General features: G+C 69.0%; 14 protein-coding genes and 2 rRNA genes. All 16 read right to left on the reverse strand.

From position 1 onward, the window contains the following. Positions 1-5 precede the first annotated feature (5 nt). Positions 6-1,127 (reverse strand): prephenate dehydrogenase, encoded by a 1,122-nt coding sequence (locus tag ACSJDX_RS13915; RefSeq protein WP_438353239.1) that lies wholly within the window; start codon positions 1,125-1,127, stop codon positions 6-8. After that, positions 1,124-1,945 carry a pseudouridine synthase gene (locus ACSJDX_RS13920; RefSeq protein ID WP_438353240.1) on the reverse strand — a complete coding sequence of 274 codons (822 nt, stop codon included), beginning with the start codon at positions 1,943-1,945 and terminating at the stop codon, positions 1,124-1,126. The genes ACSJDX_RS13915 and ACSJDX_RS13920 overlap by 4 nt, the downstream gene beginning before the upstream one ends. Further along, entirely contained in the window at positions 1,942-2,613 is a 672-nt protein-coding gene (gene scpB, locus ACSJDX_RS13925; RefSeq protein ID WP_438353241.1) for an SMC-Scp complex subunit ScpB, read from the reverse strand. Before scpB ends, ACSJDX_RS13920 begins: the two co-directional genes overlap by 4 nt. Continuing rightward, positions 2,603-3,466, reverse strand: a complete 864-nt coding sequence (locus ACSJDX_RS13930; protein WP_438353242.1) for a segregation and condensation protein A — start codon at positions 3,464-3,466, stop codon at positions 2,603-2,605. Before ACSJDX_RS13930 ends, scpB begins: the two co-directional genes overlap by 11 nt. Further along, entirely contained in the window at positions 3,450-4,358 is a 909-nt protein-coding gene (locus tag ACSJDX_RS13935) for a ParA family protein (RefSeq protein WP_438353243.1), read from the reverse strand. The genes ACSJDX_RS13930 and ACSJDX_RS13935 overlap by 17 nt, the downstream gene beginning before the upstream one ends. Before the next feature lie 86 nt (positions 4,359-4,444). Continuing rightward, complete coding sequence (gene xerD / locus ACSJDX_RS13940) at positions 4,445-5,368, reverse strand: site-specific tyrosine recombinase XerD (protein ID WP_438353244.1); 924 nt, start codon at positions 5,366-5,368, stop codon at positions 4,445-4,447. Positions 5,369-5,374: 6 nt separating this feature from the next. Then, positions 5,375-5,986 carry an NUDIX domain-containing protein gene (locus ACSJDX_RS13945; protein ID WP_438353245.1) on the reverse strand — a complete coding sequence of 204 codons (612 nt, stop codon included), beginning with the start codon at positions 5,984-5,986 and terminating at the stop codon, positions 5,375-5,377. Continuing rightward, a complete protein-coding gene (locus tag ACSJDX_RS13950; protein ID WP_438354995.1) occupies positions 5,983-7,695 on the reverse strand; it encodes a CTP synthase in 1,713 nt (570 codons plus the stop codon). The genes ACSJDX_RS13945 and ACSJDX_RS13950 overlap by 4 nt, the downstream gene beginning before the upstream one ends. Before the next feature lie 64 nt (positions 7,696-7,759). Continuing rightward, complete coding sequence (gene recN / locus ACSJDX_RS13955) at positions 7,760-9,457, reverse strand: DNA repair protein RecN (RefSeq protein WP_438353246.1); 1,698 nt, start codon at positions 9,455-9,457, stop codon at positions 7,760-7,762. Next, entirely contained in the window at positions 9,454-10,398 is a 945-nt protein-coding gene (locus ACSJDX_RS13960) for an NAD kinase (protein WP_438353247.1), read from the reverse strand. The genes recN and ACSJDX_RS13960 overlap by 4 nt, the downstream gene beginning before the upstream one ends. Beyond that, the gene (locus ACSJDX_RS13965; protein ID WP_438353248.1) at positions 10,395-11,195 is read right to left on the reverse strand and encodes a TlyA family RNA methyltransferase; all 801 of its coding nucleotides are present in this window, start codon (positions 11,193-11,195) and stop codon (positions 10,395-10,397) included. The genes ACSJDX_RS13960 and ACSJDX_RS13965 overlap by 4 nt, the downstream gene beginning before the upstream one ends. Continuing rightward, positions 11,192-11,377 (reverse strand): hypothetical protein, encoded by a 186-nt coding sequence (locus tag ACSJDX_RS13970; RefSeq protein ID WP_438353249.1) that lies wholly within the window; start codon positions 11,375-11,377, stop codon positions 11,192-11,194. The genes ACSJDX_RS13965 and ACSJDX_RS13970 overlap by 4 nt, the downstream gene beginning before the upstream one ends. A 17-nt stretch (positions 11,378-11,394) precedes the next feature. Next, complete coding sequence (locus ACSJDX_RS13975) at positions 11,395-12,432, reverse strand: HAD-IIA family hydrolase (protein WP_438353250.1); 1,038 nt, start codon at positions 12,430-12,432, stop codon at positions 11,395-11,397. After that, positions 12,432-13,262 carry a hypothetical protein gene (locus ACSJDX_RS13980; protein ID WP_438353251.1) on the reverse strand — a complete coding sequence of 277 codons (831 nt, stop codon included), beginning with the start codon at positions 13,260-13,262 and terminating at the stop codon, positions 12,432-12,434. Before ACSJDX_RS13980 ends, ACSJDX_RS13975 begins: the two co-directional genes overlap by 1 nt. A 933-nt stretch (positions 13,263-14,195) precedes the next feature. Then, positions 14,196-14,312: ribosomal RNA gene (gene rrf, locus ACSJDX_RS13985) — 5S ribosomal RNA — on the reverse strand. A gap of 105 nt (positions 14,313-14,417) precedes the next feature. Further along, positions 14,418-17,523: ribosomal RNA gene (locus ACSJDX_RS13990) — 23S ribosomal RNA — on the reverse strand. Positions 17,524-17,776: the final 253 nt, after the last annotated feature.

Raw genomic sequence — 17,776 nt, forward strand, 5'->3', positions numbered from 1 at the left:
AGGACTCAGTCACTGGTCGTGCTCGCGATCTTCCAGCCGCGGGCCTCGAGCCCGTCGACGGCACGGCGCAGCGCGCCGGGGACGACGCTGATCTCGGCGAGGCCGAACTGCGCGCCCGGGGAGTGCTCGAGCCGCAGGTCTTCGACGTTGACCTCGAGCTCGCCGAGTTCGCCGAACAGACGCCCGAGCTGCCCGGGGGTGTCGTCGACCATCACCACGACACTCTCGAACCGGCGATTCTGCCCGTGCTTGCCCGGCAGTCGCTCCACGCCGTCGTTGCCGCGGCGGATGGTGTCGGCCACGGCCCGCCGGGCGCCCGGCGCCTCGGGAGCGCGGAGGGCGTCGGCGACGACGGCGAGATCGCCGGCGAGTGCGTCGAGCACGTCGACCACGGGGGCGGCGTTGGCGCCGAGGATCTGCACCCACAGCTCGGGGGCGGATGCCGCGATGCGCGTGGTGTCGCGCACACCCTGTCCGGCGAGGCCGAGCGACCCCTCCGGGGCGTCGACGAAGCGTCCGGCCAGCAGGCTCGCCACCAGCTGCGGCACGTGGGAGACGAGCGCGACCGAACGGTCGTGCTCTTCGGGGGTCATCTCGATCGGGGTCGCCCCGAGCTCGAGCGCGAGCGCCTCCACGACGGCGAGATCGGCGGCGGTGGTCTCCTCGTCGCGGCACACCACCCAGGGACGGCCGACGAAGATGTCGGCGCGCGCCGAGATCGCTCCCCCGCGCTCCCGGCCGGCGAGCGGGTGCGAGCCGATGTAGCGGGTGAGGTCGACGCCGCGGGCGCGCAGCGTCCGCAGCGGCTCGAGCTTCACGCTCGCGACATCCGTCACGACCGCCTGCGGGTGGGCGGCGAGCTCGCGCTCGATCACCTCGGCGGTCACGTCGGGGGGCACGGCGACGACGACGAGGCCGGGCCGGTCGTCGTCGCGGGCGAGGCGACCCGCGCCGTAGTCGACGGCGAGCCGCAGCTGCCCGGGCGAGGCGTCGGCGAGCGCGACGTCGACGCCGGCCGCGCGCAGCGCGTGTCCGATGCTCGACCCGAGCAGACCCGCCCCGACGACGCGCACCGTGCCCTGCACGCGCGTCGCCACGCGGGCACGCGTGGGGAAGTCGTCGCTCACTCGGTCTCCTGGGACTCCGGGGCCTGGGTCGGGGCGGACTCGCCGGCCCCGCGGCGCGACAGTGTCAGAAGCGCGCCTCTCTCCACTGTAGTCAACTCGCGCGCCCGCCCCACTGGGAGGGTTCCCAGGTGCAGCGGGCCGAACTGCCGGCGCACGAGCTCGACCACGGGATGACCCACCTCGGCCATCATGCGCCGCACGATGCGGTTGCGCCCCGAGTGCAGGGTCAGCTCGACGAGGGATCCGTCGCCGGCGTCGGAGGCGGACAGCAGCCGCGCCTTGTCGGCGGCGATCGGCCCGTCCTCGAGCTCGACACCGCGGGTCAGGGTCGCGATCGTCTGCGGGCTCACGCGCCCCGCGACCTTCGCGATGTACACCTTCGTCACCCCGAACGAGGGGTGCGCCAGCACATGGGCGAGGCCGCCGTCGTTGGTCAGCACGAGCAGACCGCTCGTGTCGGCGTCCAATCGGCCCACGTTGTACAGCCGCTCGTCCCACTCCGCCGTGAACCGGCGCAGATCGGGACGGCCGCGGTCGTCGCTCATCGTGCTGACGACGCCGGTGGGCTTGTTCAGCACGACGTAGCGCTTGGACTGGTCGAGCTGGATCGCGGTGCCGTCGACGTCGACGAGGTCGACCTCCGGGTCGATGCGGCTGCCGAGCTCGGTGACGACCTCGCCGTTGACGCGCACGCGCCCCTCGACGATGAGCTGCTCGGACACCCGCCGCGAGGCCACGCCCGCGCCCGCGAGCACCTTCTGCAACCGCACCCGCCCGTCGTCGCCCCCGGCCTCTGTGCCCGTCGACGCGTCGCTCATCGCCCGATCCCCTCTTCGAAGCCGTCGGCCCCGTCGTCCAGTAGCGGTGAGATGTGCGGCAGCTCGTCGAGCGAGTTGATGCCGAGGTTCACCAGGAGGGCGTCGGTCGTGCCGTAGTGGATCGCGCCCGTCTCCGCGTCGGCGAACAGCTCGGTGATGAGTCCGCGGCCGAGCAGCGTGCGCACGACCGAGTCGACGTTGACCGCGCGGATCGAGGCGACCTGCCCGCGGGTCACGGGCTGCTTGTAGGCGATCACCGCGAGCGTCTCGAGCGCCGCCTGCGACAGCCGCGACGGCGCCTGGGTGTTCACGAACTCCGTCACGACGTCGTCGTGCTCGGCACGCACGTACAGGCGCCAGCCCCCGCCGACCTCCCGCAGTTCGAACCCGCGCCGAGGGCCCCCGGTGAGCCCGTCGTAGTCGGCCACGAGCGATTCGACCGCCTGACGCACGGCGGCGACGGGTGCGGCCACGGCCGCGGCGAGGCTCACGAGGCTCTGCGGCTCCTCGACGACGAGCAGGATCGCCTCCAGCCGTCGCGCGACCGAGACCGGGTCGGCCGGGCGGGTGGGCGTGTCGTCCGGGACGTCGGGGACAGCGGATGCCGCGGCATCCGTCTCCCGCGCCGATGTCTCGGTCGCTGAGCTCGTCGAAGCATCATCGGTCATAGTCGGCCCCCAGGGTGGCGAGGTTCTCTTCGGACCAGCGGTCGGCGGTCCAGCGCAGGGTGAGCTCGCCGAGCGGCTCGAGCTGTTCGAACGACAGCGCGGCGTGGCGGTAGAGCTCGAGGACGGAGAGGAAGCGGGCGACGAACACGCCGGGCTGGTCGACCCCGACGACGATCTCGCGGAACGAGAGGGTGCCGGCCGCCCGCAGCAGCGTCACGACGATCGCCGCCTGCTCGCGGATGCTCACGAGCGGGGCGTGCAGGTGGTCGAGTCCGACGACGGGGATCTCCCGCGGCGTCATCGCCAGCACCGCGAGCGCCGCGAAGTCGTCGGCGCTGAGGGTCCACACCAGCTCGGGCGCCGCGCGACGGTACTTCTCGTCGAGCCGCACGGTGCGCACGTGCCGGCGGTCCTCGGCCTGCAGCCTGCCGGCGAACCAGCCCGATACCTGCTTGAAGGCGCGGTACTGCAGCAGGCGGGCGAACAGCAGGTCGCGCGCCTCGAGCAGGGCGACCGATTCGGCGTCGACGAGCTCGCCCTGCGGCAGGAGCCCGGCGACCTTCATGTCGAGCAGGGTGACGGCCACGACGAGGAACTCGGATGCCTCGTCCAGCTCGTCCGCCGATTCGAGCGCCCGCAGATAGGCGATGAACTCGTCGGTGACCCGGCTCAGCGAGATCTCGGTGATGTCGAGCTCGTGCTTGGAGATGAGGCTCAGCAGCAGGTCGAACGGTCCGTCGAACACGCCGAGCGAGACGCGGAAACCGTCGGGCGCCTCGATCGGCGAGCCCTGATCAGCGACCGCGACCGGCTCGGGGACGGGATCCGTCGGAGCGTCAGGCGACGGCGCCACGGGAGACCAGCTCCCGCGCCAGCCGCAGGTAGGCCTGGGCGGCCGGATGCTCGGGCGCGAACTCGGTGATCGGCATGCCCGACACCGAGGCGTCCGGGAACTTCACGGTGCGACCGATGACGGTCTCGAGCACGTCGTCGCCGAAGGCGTCGACGACGCGCTCGAGCACCTCGCGGGAGTGCAGCGTGCGCGCGTCGTACATCGTGGCGAGCAGGCCGTCGAGAGTGATCGACGGGTTGAGCCGGTCGCGCACCTTCTCGATCGTCTCGATCAGCAGGGCGACGCCGCGAAGAGCGAAGAACTCGCACTCCAGCGGGATGAGCACGCCGTGGCTCGCGGTGAGGGCGTTCACGGTGAGCAGGCCCAGCGACGGCTGGCAGTCGATCAGGATGACGTCGTACTCGGCCGAGACCTGGCGCAGCACGCGGGCGAGGATCGTCTCGCGGGCGACCTCGTTGACGAGGTGCACCTCGGCGGCCGAGAGGTCGATGTTGGCCGGGATGATGTCGAGGCCGTCCGTGTCGGTGTGCACGATGACCTCGTGCACGTCGCGCTTGGTGTCCAGCAGGAGGTCGTAGATCGTCGGCACGTCGTGCGTGGCGACGCCGAGTCCCGCCGACAGTGCGCCCTGCGGGTCGAAGTCGACGGCGAGCACGCGGCGCCCGTAGTGGGCGAGCGAGGCGGCCAGGTTGATGGTGGTCGTCGTCTTGCCGACGCCGCCCTTCTGGTTGCACAGCGCGATGATGCGCGCCGGTCCGTGCCCGTCGAGCTTCGGCGGCGTGGGGAAGCCGTGGTACGGGCGCCCGGTCGGTCCGATCGGGGTCTCGTCGGCCGCCTTCTGCGTCGTCGCCGCTCGCTTGCTGCCCGCCACGGACTCTCCTGACCTCGCCATACCGTCGACCGATTCTAGTCACGCGTGCCGCCGACGCCGCGGCGGCAGGCCGCGAACGCCGGGAGACGGCGGGAGACGGCGGGCGTTCAGCGAGCCCGCGGGTGCGACGTGGCATAGACGTCGCGCAGCGCGTCGACCGAGACGTGCGTGTAGATCTGGGTCGTGGCCACCGAGGCGTGGCCGAGCAGCTCCTGCACCACGCGCACGTCGGCGCCGCCCTGCAGCAGGTGGGTCGCGAACGAGTGCCGGAGCGTGTGCGGAGAGACGTGCGCGGTCAGCTGCGCCCGCTCGGCGGCGGCCTGGATCACCAGCCACGCGCTCTGCCGCGACAGCGGGGCTCCGCGCGCGCCGAGGAACAGCCGCGGCGTCGCCCTCCCCTTCACCGACAGCGCCGGTCGCGCCCGGGTGGCGTAGGCGTCGACCGCCGCGCGCGCGTACGACCCGACGGGCACGATGCGCTCCTTCGAGCCCTTGCCGCGCACACGCAGCACGTCGCCGTGCGCGAGGTCGTCCACGTCGAGCTGCACGATCTCCGAGACCCGCGCACCGGTGGCGTACAGCAGCTCGAGCAGGGCGCGGTCGCGCAGCCCGATCACATCGCCGGGCTGCGCGTCGGCGGGCGCGGGACCTGAGGCATCCAGCAGCTGCTCCACCTGCGTGATCGTGAGCGCCTTCGGCAGCCGCTGCGGCGCCTTCGGGGGTTTCAGCCGCCCGGTGGGGTCGGACGTGGCGAGACCCTCCCGCGCGAGGAAACGGTGCAGCCCCCGCACGGAGGACTGCAGGCGGGCGAGGCTGGATGCCGCGGCCGGCGGCTGCGCCGACGCGCGCTCGCCGGCGAAGGAGGCCACCAGGGCGGGCGTGATGTCGGAGACGTCGTCGATCCGCTGCTCACCCAGCCAGGCCGCGTACCCCGAGAGGTCGCGGCGGTAGGCGGCGACCGTGTGGTCGGAGAGGCCGCGCTCGATCGAGATGTGACGCAGGTAGGCGTCGACGGCCCGATCCAGGCGCACGTCGGCCTACCCGGCCGTCCGGCGCAGACGCTCGGCGGCCGCCAGCACACCCGTGGCCAGGATGCCGTTGCGCATCCGCCCCTCGAGCACCGCGTCGACCGCCGCGCGCAGCGGGACCCACTCGATGCGGATGTCCGCCTCCTCCGCCTCGCGGTCGTGCGCGGAGGCTGCGGCGGTGAGCCCGCGGGCGAGGAAGAGGTGCACGATCTCGTCGTTGCCTCCCGGGGTGGTGTGGATGCTCACCAGCGGCGTCCAGTCGGTGGCGACGAGGTCGGCCTCCTCTTCGAGCTCGCGGCGCGCGGCGCTCTCCGGCGCCTCCCCCACGACGTCGAGCAGTCCCGCGGGGATCTCCCAGTCGCGGGCCCGGATGGGGTGACGGTACTGCTGGATCAGCAGCACGCGCTCCCGGTCGTCGACGGCGACGATCGCCGCCGCGCCGGGGTGCGCGACGTACTGCCGCACGAGCTCCTCGCCGTTGTACCGGAAGGTGTCGGAGCGCACGTCCCACACCCGTCCCTCGTACGCCAGCTCGCTCGCGACGACGTCGGGTGCGACGGGTTCGTCCCGCAGCGCGTCCGGGAGAGCGGATGCCTCGTCCCGCCCCGTGACCTCGGTCACGCGGCGTCGCCGGTCTCGGCCTCGTCGCTCTCCACGTCGAACAGCTCGCTCGCGCGGTGCCGCTCGAGCGCGGCGCCGACGAGCCCGCGGAAGAGCGGGTTGGCGTTCGTGGGGCGCGAGCGCAGCTCGGGGTGCGCCTGCGTGGCGATGTAGTAGGGGTGCACGTCGCGGGGCAGCTCGATGTACTCGACCAGGTCGAGGTCGGGGTTGATGCCCGAGAACACCAGGCCCGCCTCGGCGATCCGGTCGCGGTAGCGGTTGTTCACCTCATAGCGGTGACGGTGACGCTCCGACGCCGTCTCGGCTCCGTAGATCTCCGCCGCGATCGAGCCGGGGGCGAGTGCCGCCGGGTACAGGCCCAGACGCATCGTTCCGCCCATGTCGCCCGCCTCGAGGATGTCGACCTGCTCCTCCATGGTCGCGATGACCGGCGCGGTGGTGTCGGGGTCGAACTCGCTGGAGGAGGCATCCGCGATCCCGGCGACGTGCCGGGCGTACTCGATGACCATGCACTGCAGACCGAGGCAGATGCCGAGGGTCGGGATGCCCTGCTCGCGGGCGAACCGCAGCGCGCCGATCTTGCCCTCGATGCCGCGGATGCCGAAGCCGCCGGGGATCACGATGCCGTCGAGCGGCGCGAGCGCCTTCTCGGCACCCTCGGGCGTCTCGCACAGGTCGGACGGCACCCAGCGGATGTTCACGTGCGTCTCCTGCGCGAAGCCGCCGGCCTTGAGCGCCTCTGTGACCGACAGGTAGGCGTCGGGCAGGTCGATGTACTTGCCGACCAGGCCGATCGTGACCTCGTGCTTGGGGTTGTGCACGGCCTTGAGCACCTTGTCCCAGCGCGCCCAGTCCACGTCGGCGGCCTTGTGCAGTCCCAATGCCCGCACGATGTAGTCGTCGAGGCCCTGCTCGTTGAGCATCGTCGGGATGTCGTAGATGCTCGGCACGTCGACGGCGTTCACGACGGCGCCCTCGTCGACGTCGCACATCAGGGCGATCTTGCGCTTGTTCGACTCGGTCACCGGCCGGTCGCTGCGCAGCACGAGGGCGTCGGGCTGGATGCCGATGGAGCGGAGCGCCGCCACGGAGTGTTGCGTGGGCTTGGTCTTCTGCTCGCCGGACGCGCCCATGAACGGCACGAGCGACACGTGCACGAAGAACACGTTCTGCCGGCCGAGCTCGTGACGGATCTGGCGGGCCGACTCGATGAACGGCTGCGACTCGATGTCGCCGACGGTGCCGCCGATCTCGGTGATGATGACGTCGGGCTTCGGCGTCTCGTCGGCCTGCAGCCGCATGCGCCGCTTGATCTCGTCGGTGATGTGCGGGATGACCTGCACGGTGTCGCCGAGGTACTCGCCGCGGCGCTCCTTGGCGATCACCTGCGAGTAGATCTGCCCGGTGGTGACGTTCGCGGCCTGGCTCAGCTCGATGTCGAGGAACCGTTCGTAGTGGCCGATGTCGAGATCGGTCTCGGCGCCGTCGTCGGTGACGAAGACCTCGCCGTGCTGGAACGGGTTCATCGTGCCCGGGTCGACGTTCAGGTACGGGTCGAGCTTCTGCATCACGACGCGGAGGCCCCGAGCCGTGAGGAGGTTGCCGAGGCTGGCCGCCGTCAGGCCCTTCCCCAACGAGGAAACGACACCGCCGGTCACGAAGATGTGCCTGGTGGTGTCGTTCGAAGGTCCCGGATCTGAAGTCTGCATCACGGGCTTTTATCCTATCAGTCGCGTGGGGCGGGGCCGGGCGGGTCTTGAACGTCGAGCGTACTCACCCGTCGGGGTGCGCGAGCGCCAGCAGTTCCCGGGCGTGGGTGAGGGCGGCATCCGAGTCGGTCAGTCCCGACAGCAGGCGCGCCATCTCGGACTCGCGCGCGCCGCCGTCGAGCCGGGTGACGCTCGACGCGGTGACCGACCCGTCGGAGGCCTTCACGACCGTGAGGTGGTTGGACGCGAACGCGGCGACCTGAGCCAGGTGCGTCACGGCGATCACCTGCGACGACTCGGCCAGGCGCGCCAGGCGCCGGCCGACCTCGATCGCGGCGGCGCCGCCGATCCCCGCGTCGACCTCGTCGAACACGAACGTCGGCACCGGGTCGGTGGCGGCGATCACGACCTCGATCGCGAGCATCACGCGGCTGAGCTCGCCACCGGACGCACCGCGCGAGACCGACCGCGGCTCGGCGCCCGGGTGCGGTGCGAGCAGCAGGGCGACGTCATCGCGACCGTCGGCGGACTCCGCGCCCTCCGTCACGGAGACGGTGAGCCGCGCGTCGGGCATCGCGAGGGCGCGCAGCTCGTCGGTGACGGCCGTACCCAGCCGCCCGGCCGCCTCCTGCCGTGCGGCGGTGAGGGCGGCGGCGCTGGAATCGAGAGCGGATGCCGCGGCATCCCGCTCCTCGGAGAGGCGCGTGACGCGATCGCCGTCGTCGTCGAGCTCGGCCAGCCGCGCCGAACCCGTCTCGAGCACGGCGATCGCCTCGTCGAGGCTGCCGTGCGCGCGCACCAGCGCCCCGAGCACGGCGCGGCGCTCTTCGACGGCGGCCAGCTCGTGCGGGCCGGCCTCGTCGAGATCGGCGAGATAGGCCGCCAGTGCGGCGGCGAGGTCGGCGGCGCGATAGCCGAGCTCGGCCGCCTGCTCGGCGAGGGCCTCGAGCGCGGCATCCCGTCCCCCGGCGCGTTCGAGCGCACGGCGGGCCTCCGCCAGCAGCGCCGACGCATCGGGCGTGTCGCCGTCGCCCGAGATCGCCTCGTGAGCCGTCGCGGCGGCCAGGCGCAGCTCTTCGGCGTTCGCGAGGCGCTCGGCGCGCTGCGCCAGGTCGTCGTCCTCGCCCGGCAGCGGTTCAGCGGCCTCGATCTCGGCGATCGCCGCGCGCAGTTCCGCGGCCTCGCGCTGACGCGCATCGCGGTCGCCGACGAGCTCGTCGAGCGCACGGGAGACGGTACGCCAGTGCTCGAACGCCGTGCTGTAGGCGGTCAGCGCGACGGCGATCGGCTCGCCGCCGAATCGGTCGAGCGCGTCGCGCTGCGCCCCCGCCGACTTGAGGCGCAGCTGGTCGGACTGTCCGTGCACCACGACGAGCTCGTCGGCGAGGTCGGCCAGCACGCCGGCCGGGGCCGCCCGGCCGCCGACGGTGGCGCGACTGCGGCCCTCGCCCGAGAGCGTGCGGCCGACGAACAGCTCGGCGCGGCCGTCGCCGAGAGGCTCCACATCGCCGCCGGCTTCGCGCACCCGGTCGACGACGGGGCCGCTCTCCGGCACGATCCAGACGCCGTCGACGGATGCCTGAGCCGCCCCCGCGCGCACGGCACCGGAGTCGGCGCGCTGCCCGAGGAGGAGCCCCAGACCCGTGACGACCATGGTCTTTCCGGCACCGGTCTCGCCGGTGATAGCGGTGAACCCGGGCCCGATGGGCAGGGTCGCCTCGGCGATCACGCCCAGGTCGCGCAGGCGCATCTCTTCGATCACGGCAGCTCCGGCCGGGTGATCGCGCCGGTGAGCGCGACCGGGCCGCGCCACCCTTCGACGGGGAGGCGGAACTTCCGCACCAGGCGGTCGGTGAACGCGGCCGGGTGCAGGCGGGCGAGCCGCACGGGTCGCTCGGAGCGGCGCACCACCACACGCGCGCCGCGGGGCAGGTCGTGCGAGCGACGCCCGTCGCACCACAGGATGCCGATTCCGTTGGTGCGCTCGAGCACCTCGATCGCGACGGTCGCTTCCGGGCCGACCACGAGCGGCTTCGCGAACAGCGCGTGGGCCGACAGCGGCACCACGGCGATCGCCTCGACCGACGGCCAGATCACCGGGCCGCCGGCGGAGAAGTTGTAGGCCGTGGAGCCCGTCGGGGTCGACACGACCACCCCGTCGCAGCCGAAGCTCGACAGCGGGCGACCGTCGACCTCCATGACGACCTCGAGCATCCGCTCGCGACTGGCCTTCTCGACGGTCGCCTCGTTGAGCGCCCAGGTCTCGTAGATGACCTCGTCATCGACGTCCTTGACCCGCACCTGGAGGGTGAGGCGCTCCTCGACGCGGTAGTCGCGGGCGATCACACGGCGCACGGCGTCGTCGAGGTCGTCGCGCTCGATCTCGGCGAGGAACCCGACGTGGCCCATGTTGACACCGAGCACCGGAGCGGTGCCGTCGCGCACGAGCTCCGCCGCGCGCAGGATGGTGCCGTCGCCGCCGAGCACGATCGCCAGCTCGATGTCGTCGACCGGCACGTCACGGCCGAGAGTGAGGACGTCGGGCAGCTCGCCCAGCACCGAGACGAGCTCGGCCCCGTCGTCGGCGGCCAGCACGGGGCGTGCTCCCGCGCCGATGAGGGCATCGAGCACCCGCTGGGCGGCGTCGACGGTGTCGGGGCGGCGCGCGTGCGCGACGACCAGGATGCTGCGCGCGTCGTTCATCGCTCTCCCGCCAGTTCGTCCACCGTGCTCAACCATTCTGTCGGATTGGTCCCGCGCCCCGGCGCGAGGTGGATGACGAACTCCGCATTGCCGTGCGTCCCCACGATCGGGGAGGAGACGACGCCGAGCGTGCCCAGTCCCAGGTCCCACGCCGACCACAGCACGCCCGCCACCGCGTCGGCGCGCAGCGCGGCATCCGTCACCAGTCCGCCCTTGACGGCGTTGCGCCCCACCTCGAACTGCGGCTTGACCAGCAGCACCGCCTCACCACCGGGCGCGAGCACGTCGCGGATCGGGCCGAGGACGTGGGCGAGCGAGATGAACGACAGGTCGCCGGTCACGACCTCGGGCGCGACGTCGACGCCGGATGCCGCACGCAGCGTCGCGGGGGTGAGCTCGCGCGCGTTGAACCCCTCCACGACGACCACCTCCGGATCGGAGGCGATCGCCGGGGCCATCTGTCCGTGTCCCACGTCGAGGGCGATGACCGGCGCCGCGCCGCGCTCGCGCAGGACCTGCGTGAATCCCCCGGTCGAGGCGCCGACATCGAGTGCGGGGCGCCCGTCGACGACGACACCGAACGCGTCCAGCCCGGCGACCAGCTTGTGCGCGGCGCGGCTGACGTAGTGGTCGGCGCCGGCGACGGCCAGCACGGCGTCGTCGGACACGGCTGTCGAGGGCTTCACGACGCCGCGCCCGTCGACGGTCACGAGTCCGTCGCTGATGAGGGCGGCGGCGTGCGTGCGCGATCGCGCCAGCCCGCGCGCCGCGAGGGCGGCGTCGAGCCGCGAAGTCATCGAGGCGGCGCCGACTCGAGACGCACCGCGAGCTCGTCGTGCAACGCGGCGTACGCGTCGGCACGGGTGGGCAGCGGCTGCTCCTCGATGATGCGCAGGCGGCTCAGCAGCTCGTGCGAGCCGTCGGCGACATCTGTTCCCTCGGTCCCGTCGATGCCGGAGGGCGCGAACGCATCGGTCATGCGCCCACCCTACGCGGCTACGGCCGGTGGAACGGGTCGGCGTACAGGCGTTCCGGGACACGGAATCCGAAGATCCCACGACCGGTCGCCCAGATCGCCGCAGCGCCCGCGCGCACCAGGTCGATGGGACGCTCGCCGGCGCGCACGATGTGCACATCGGCGCCGTCGATCCGCACGACCGCGTCGCGCACCGACGTGAGGTCGCCCTTCACCGTCACCTCGGGATACGGCTCGTGCAACTCGCGCAGGTCGCCGAGGATGAACGTGGGCCGCGAGTTGGCCGGCGCCGCCAGCACGTGCTTCGGGCGGTCGATGCCGGTCAGCACGAGCGCCGAGGCGATGCCGGCGCGCTGGGCTCCGGCGATGTCGGTGTCGAGTCTGTCGCCGATGAACAGCGGATGCCTCGCCCCGAACCGGGCGACGGCCTCGTCGAAGATCGGGGTCTCGGGCTTGCCGGCCACCGTCGCGAGCCGGCCGACGGCCGTGTGCACCGCCGAGACGAGCGTGCCGTTGCCCGGAGCGATTCCGCGTGCCTGCGGGATGGTCCAGTCGGTGTTGGTGGCGATCCAGGGGATGCCGCCCTCCTCCTCGGGGAGCGCGAGGGCGTAGGCCGCCTCGGCCAGCTGCGCCCAGCCCACCTCGGGCGCGAAGCCCTGGACGACCGCGGCCGGGCCGTCGTCGGCGCTGCGGGTCACCGTGAATCCGGCCTTCTCCACTTCGACCACGAGTCCGTCGCCGCCGACGACGAGGACCGTCGACCCGGCGGGCACCCGCTCGGTGAGCAGCCGCATCGCCGCCTGCGGGCTGGTGACGACGTCGTCGGGCCGCACATCGAGCCCGAGCTCGCGCAGATGCGCGGCCACCGAGGCATCCGTCCGCGACGCGTTGTTGGTGATGTAGCCCAGACGGCGGGTCTCCCCCGCGCGGTTGAGGCTGTCCACGGCGAACGGGAGTGCCCCTGGACCGGCGTAGACGACGCCGTCTAGGTCGGCCAGCACGGTGTCGACACCGTCCAGCGGCGTCGCCGCGGGGGCGGCACGCGAGAACAGCGCCATCAGCGCTCGGTCTCGCCGTCGGCGGGTTCGTCGTCGGCGTCAGGCACGTCGTCGGCCTGGTCCGCCTCGGGTTCGCCGTCGGCCTGGTCCGCCTCGCGATCGTCGCTCGCGTCGTCGACCTCGTCCTGGATCTCCTCCTCGAGGACCTCCTCGACGATGACGAACTCATCGGCGGCCTCGTCGGCCGCGATCCCGAGAGCGTCCTCGGCCACCTCGGCACGACGGCGCCACTGCACGGCCTCCTCGTCGCGTCCGAGTTCTTCGAGCACGGCCGCCCGCGCGGCGAACAGGGCAGGACTCCACTCGAAGGCGCGATCGGGGTCGAGCTCCGGGATGTCGAGCTCGGTCAGGGCGCGCTCGGTCTCACCGAGATCGAGACGCGCACCCGACATCGCGATCGCGAGCCCGACGCGCACGGGCACGTCGAGACCGGAGCGATCCACGGAACGACCGACCTCGAGCGCCCGATCGGGGCGTCCGACGCCTCGTTCGCTGTCGACCATGAGCGCGATCTGGTCGTCGCGCCCGGAGATCCGGCGATAGGTGCGCAGCTCGCGCAGCGCGAGAGCGTAGTCGCCGGTCGTGTAGGCGGTGATCGCGAGCGTCTCGCGGACGATCGCGATGCGGCCGGCGCGACGGGAGGCCGACACGGCATGCGCGTGCGCGAGAGCGGGATCGTCGTCCACCAGCTGCGACGCCATGGCGAGGTGCCGGGCGACCCATTCGGCGTTCTCCTTGCTCAGGGTCTTGAGCTCGTTGCGCGCGCTGCGCGGCAGATCGTCGGGAGTGATCTCGTCGGGGACGATCGGATCGTCGTGATGCGCCCGCACCGGACGCAGCGCATCCTCGGGCCGCGCCTCGCGCTCACGCCCGGCGCGCGGTGCATGCTGTCGCCGATCGCCCTCGCGCGGCGGATACGAGCGGCGCTCGCCGTCGCGCGGGGCGTACGGCTTCCGCTCTCCGTCACGCGGCGGGTACGATCGACGCTCACCCTCGCGCGGCGTGTACGGCTTCCGCTCTCCGTCACGCGGCGGATACGATCGACGCTCCCCATCACGCGGCGTGTACGGCTTCCGCTCTCCGTCACGCGGCGGGTACGACCGACGCTCACCCTCGCGCGGCGCGTACGGCTTCCGGTCACCCTCGCGCGGAGCGTACGGCTTCCGCTCTCCATCACGCGGAGGATACGACCGACGCTCGCCATCACGCGGAGGATACGATCGACGCTCGCCATCACGCGGAGGATACGATCGACGTTCGCCATCACGCGGCGCGTACGGCTTCCGATCCCCGTCACGCGGAGCGTACGGCTTCCGCTCTCCATCACGCGGCGGGTACGACCGACGCTCACCATCGCGCGGGGCGTACGGCTTCCGGTCTCCGTCACGCGGCGGGTACGGCTTCCGCGATCCATCACGCGGAGGATACGACCGGCGCTCACCATCACGCGGGGCGTAGGGCTTCCGGTCACCGTCACGCTTGACGAACGGCTTCCGCTCCGCGTCGCGTGCTGCCGCCGGACGACGCTCGCCGTCGCGCGGCGGGTAGGAGCGTCCCTCGCCATCCCTGGCCGGCCTTGCCGGCCGATCGCCGTTGCGCTTCGCAGAGGGGTTCCGGTCGTCACGCGCACGATCGGAGGAACCCGACCGAGCGCGCCGAGCCTTGTCGCGGTCCTCGTCGTCGCTCATCAGATTCCTCTTCCCTCGTCCGTGCAGTTAACGCGAAATGGCCACCCGTCGCTGGGTGGCCATTTCTCGAAGTAAGTCCGGCGGTGTCCTACTCTCCCACAGGGTCTCCCCTGCAGTACCATCGGCGCTGAGAGGCTTAGCTTCCGGGTTCGGAATGTGACCGGGCGTTTCCCTCTCGCTATGGCCGCCGAAACACTATGGATGTTCCGTCGTTACAGCAAAACAGTGTTTTGTTGTGTTGTTCTCGACCGTACATCGAGAACCACTCAGTGGACGCGTGCACCAAAGATTCGGTGTGTTATCAAGTCATCGGCTTATTAGTACCGGTCAGCTTCACGTATTACTACGCTTCCACATCCGGCCTATCAACCCAGTAGTCTGGCTGGGAGCCTCTCACCATAAATGGTATGGAAGTCTCATCTTGAGGCCGGCTTCCCGCTTAGATGCTTTCAGCGGTTATCCATCCCGAACGTAGCTAACCAGCGGTGCACTTGGCAGTACAACTGGCACACCAGAGGTTCGTCCAACCCGGTCCTCTCGTACTAGGGTCAGATCCTCTCAAACTTCCTACGCGCGCAGCGGATAGGGACCGAACTGTCTCACGACGTTCTAAACCCAGCTCGCGTACCGCTTTAATGGGCGAACAGCCCAACCCTTGGGACCTACTCCAGCCCCAGGATGCGACGAGCCGACATCGAGGTGCCAAACCATGCCGTCGATATGGACTCTTGGGCAAGATCAGCCTGTTATCCCCGAGGTACCTTTTATCCGTTGAGCGACAGCGCTTCCACAAGCCACTGCCGGATCACTAGTCCCGACTTTCGTCCCTGCTCGACCTGTCAGTCTCACAGTCAAGCTCCCTTGTGCACTTACACTCGCCACCTGATTGCCAACCAGGTTGAGGGAACCTTTGGGCGCCTCCGTTACTTTTTGGGAGGCAACCGCCCCAGTTAAACTACCCACCAGGCACTGTCCCTGAACCGGATTACGGTTCGAAGTTAGATATCCAGAGTGACCAGAGTGGTATTTCAACAATGACTCCACCATAACTGGCGTCATGGTTTCATAGTCTCCCACCTATCCTACACAAGCCACACCGAACACCAATACCAAGCTGTAGTAAAGGTCACGGGGTCTTTCCGTCCTGCTGCGCGTAACGAGCATCTTTACTCGTAATGCAATTTCGCCGAGTTCGCGGTTGAGACAGTTGGGAAGTCGTTACGCCATTCGTGCAGGTCGGAACTTACCCGACAAGGAATTTCGCTACCTTAGGATGGTTATAGTTACCACCGCCGTTTACTGGGGCTTAAATTCTCAGCTTCGCCTTGCGGCTAACCGGTCCTCTTAACCTTCCAGCACCGGGCAGGCGTCAGTCCGTATACATCGTCTTGCGACTTGGCACGGACCTGTGTTTTTAGTAAACAGTCGCTACCCACTAGTCTCTGCGGCCACCACACCCTTTTCGGAGCAAGTCCGTATAAGTGGATGGCCCCCCTTCTCCCGAAGTTACGGGGGCATTTTGCCGAGTTCCTTAACCACGATTCTCTCGATCTCCTTGGTATTCTCTACCTGACCACCTGAGTCGGTTTGGGGTACGGGCGGCTAGAACCTCGCGTCGATGCTTTTCTTGGCAGCATAGGATCACCCACTTTTCATCCGCATCGTGTCTCAGCCTTGATGACTCCCGGATTTGCCTAAGAGTCGGCCTACGCACTTGCACCCGGACAACCATCGCCGGGCTGGGCTACCTTCCTGCGTCACACCTGTTAATACGCTAACCGCACCAGAATGGGGTCGTGCGCTAGGCCCAACGTCTCACCCCGAAGGGATCGATCAGAGGGATTCAGACACTTAGCACTACTGGATTAGCTGGGGCGGTTCTTCGCCGGTACGGGAATATCAACCCGTTGTCCATCGACTACGCCTGTCGGCCTCGCCTTAGGTCCCGACTTACCCAGGGAAGATTAGCTTGACCCTGGAACCCTTGGTCTTTCGGAGGACGTGTTTCTCACACGTCTTTCGCTACTCATGCCTGCATTCTCACTCGTGTGGCGTCCACGGCTGGGTCACCCCGCCGCTTCACTCGCCACACGACGCTCTCCTACCCATCAACACGGCTGGACCACGAAGGCCTACCAATAATGTCAATGCCACAACTTCGGTGGCGTGCTTGAGCCCCGTTACATTGTCGGCGCGGAATCACTTGACCAGTGAGCTATTACGCACTCTTTCAAGGGTGGCTGCTTCTAAGCCAACCTCCTGGTTGTCTAAGCAACTCCACATCCTTTCCCACTTAGCACGCGCTTAGGGACCTTAGTTGGTGGTCTGGGTTGTTTCCCTCTCGACTATGAAGCTTATCCCCCACAGTCTCACTGCTGCGCTCTCACTTACCGGCATTCGGAGTTTGGCTGACGTCAGTAACCTTGTAGGGCCCATCGGCCATCCAGTAGCTCTACCTCCGGCAAGAAACACGCAACGCTGCACCTAAATGCATTTCGGAGAGAACCAGCTATCACGAAGTTTGATTGGCCTTTCACCCCTATCCACAGCTCATCCCCTCAGTTTTCAACCTAAGTGGGTTCGGCCCTCCACGACGTCTTACCGTCGCTTCAGCCTGGCCATGGATAGATCACTTCGCTTCGGGTCTAGGACATGCGACTGAATCGCCCTATTCAGACTCGCTTTCGCTACGGCTACCCCACACGGGTTAACCTCGCCACATATCGCTAACTCGCAGGCTCATTCTTCAAAAGGCACGCTGTCACACCTACCAGGGGTGCTCCAACGGTTTGTAAGCAAACGGTTTCAGGTACTATTTCACTCCCCTCCCGGGGTACTTTTCACCTTTCCCTCACGGTACTTGTCCGCTATCGGTCATCTGGGAGTATTTAGGCTTATCAGGTGGTCCTGACAGATTCACACGGGATTTCTCGGGCCCCGTGCTACTTGGGATACTCTTCACGCTGCGTCACACATTTCGGCTACGGGGCTGGCACCCACTCTGGCCCGCCCTTCAAAACGGTTCGCCTATACGCACGCATCACGTCGACCATCCGGCAGGATGATCAGAAAAGTCCCACAACCCCGAACGTGCAACCCCTGCCGGGTATCACACACGCTCGGTTTAGCCTGTTCCGGTTTCGCTCGCCACTACTCACGGAATCGCTGTTGCTTTCTCTTCCTGCGGGTACTGAGATGTTTCACTTCCCCGCGTTCCCTCTACCCGCCCTATATATTCAGGCGGGAGTCACCAGGCACGCACGCGCCCTGGCGGGGTTTCCCCATTCGGACACCCTCGGATCAAAACTTGCTTATCAGTTCCCCGAGGCTTATCGCAGATTGCTACGTCCTTCTTCGGCTCCAGATGCCAAGGCATCCACCGTTTGCTCTTAAAGACTTGAAATCACATGAGTTCGAATCGTCAATCGAAATTGACTAATGATCTTTAAGATCATCAATGAGAACCGACCCCGAAGAGTCGGCTCAAAGATGCTCGCGTCCACTGTGTAGTTCTCAAAGTACGGGCGGAACCCACCCCCACCACCATGCCGGCAGCAGAAAGCAGGCCCAAGAGGATCTGGAAACGACCACACCCGAAGACGTGGCCATGCCCGGTCCCTCAGGACCCAACAGCGTGCAGACACCCCGCTCACCCA

This window comes from Microbacterium fluminis, from assembly GCF_051549805.1.
In the GTDB taxonomy this organism is placed as follows: domain Bacteria; phylum Actinomycetota; class Actinomycetes; order Actinomycetales; family Microbacteriaceae; genus Microbacterium.

Excerpts from the sequence above, each read along its gene's own strand:
- ACSJDX_RS13920 (WP_438353240.1), bottom strand. The coding sequence starts at position 1,945 with ATGAGCGACGCGTCGACGGGCACAGAGGCCGGGGGCGACGACGGGCGG.
- scpB (WP_438353241.1), bottom strand. The coding sequence starts at position 2,613 with ATGACCGATGATGCTTCGACGAGCTCAGCGACCGAGACATCGGCGCGG.
- ACSJDX_RS13935 (WP_438353243.1), bottom strand. The coding sequence starts at position 4,358 with ATGGCGAGGTCAGGAGAGTCCGTGGCGGGCAGCAAGCGAGCGGCGACG.
- ACSJDX_RS13950 (WP_438354995.1), bottom strand. The coding sequence starts at position 7,695 with ATGCAGACTTCAGATCCGGGACCTTCGAACGACACCACCAGGCACATC.
- ACSJDX_RS13960 (WP_438353247.1), bottom strand. The coding sequence starts at position 10,398 with ATGAACGACGCGCGCAGCATCCTGGTCGTCGCGCACGCGCGCCGCCCC.
- ACSJDX_RS13965 (WP_438353248.1), bottom strand. The coding sequence starts at position 11,195 with ATGACTTCGCGGCTCGACGCCGCCCTCGCGGCGCGCGGGCTGGCGCGA.
- ACSJDX_RS13970 (WP_438353249.1), bottom strand. The coding sequence starts at position 11,377 with ATGACCGATGCGTTCGCGCCCTCCGGCATCGACGGGACCGAGGGAACA.
- ACSJDX_RS13975 (WP_438353250.1), bottom strand. The coding sequence starts at position 12,432 with ATGGCGCTGTTCTCGCGTGCCGCCCCCGCGGCGACGCCGCTGGACGGT.